Consider the following 618-nt stretch of genomic DNA (forward strand, 5'->3'; position numbering starts at 1 on the left):
GGATCGGCAACCTGACGGTGCTGGAACCCTATCGACCGTTGTTCATCGGCGCGGCGCTAGTGGCGCTGTTCTTCGCCTGGAAGCGGATTTACCGGCCCGTGCAGGCATGCAAGCCAGGTGAGGTCTGCGCGATTCCGCAGGTGCGCGCCACCTACAAGCTGATTTTCTGGATCGTGGCCGTGCTGGTCCTGGTCGCGCTTGGATTTCCCTATGTCGTTCCATTTTTCTATTAACCAGGAGTTCATCATGAAGAAACTGTTTGCCTCCCTTGCCCTCGCCGCCGCTGTTGCCCCGGTGTGGGCCGCTACCCAGACCGTCACGCTAGCGGTTCCCGGCATGACTTGCGCCGCCTGCCCGATCACAGTCAAGAAAGCGCTCTCCAAGGTCGAAGGCGTGAGCAAGGTCGATGTGGGCTTCGAGAAGCGCGAGGCCGTCGTCACTTTTGACGACACCAAGGCCAGCGTACAGAAGCTGACCAAGGCCACCGCAGACGCCGGCTATCCGTCCAGCGTCAAGCAGTGAGCCAGCAAGCCAACGACAACAGCGAGAGCCGCTTCATGGGACTGATGACACGCATTGCCGATAAAACCGGCGCGCTCGGCAGCGTCGTTTCCGCGA

2 protein-coding genes and 1 pseudogene are annotated in these 618 nt (G+C 60.8%); all 3 read left to right on the forward strand.

Annotation, left to right across the window (positions count from 1 at the left end; all coding sequences use genetic code 11):
- Nucleotides 1–233, forward strand: a 233-nt coding sequence (locus HMPREF3143_RS21635) for a mercuric ion transporter MerT (RefSeq protein ID WP_139145884.1), incomplete at its 5' end; no start/stop codon positions are given.
- A 13-nt stretch (nt 234–246) separates the two neighbouring features.
- On the forward strand, nt 247–522 hold the full coding sequence (merP, locus tag HMPREF3143_RS21640; RefSeq protein ID WP_000732292.1) for a mercury resistance system periplasmic binding protein MerP: 276 nt from the start codon (nt 247–249) through the stop codon (nt 520–522).
- A 35-nt stretch (nt 523–557) separates the two neighbouring features.
- Nucleotides 558–618: pseudogene (locus HMPREF3143_RS25820) on the forward strand (mercury transport protein MerC); the annotation flags it as partial.

Source organism: Enterobacter sp. HMSC16D10 (genome assembly GCF_001807145.1).
GTDB classification, from domain to species: domain Bacteria; phylum Pseudomonadota; class Gammaproteobacteria; order Enterobacterales; family Enterobacteriaceae; genus Enterobacter; species Enterobacter roggenkampii.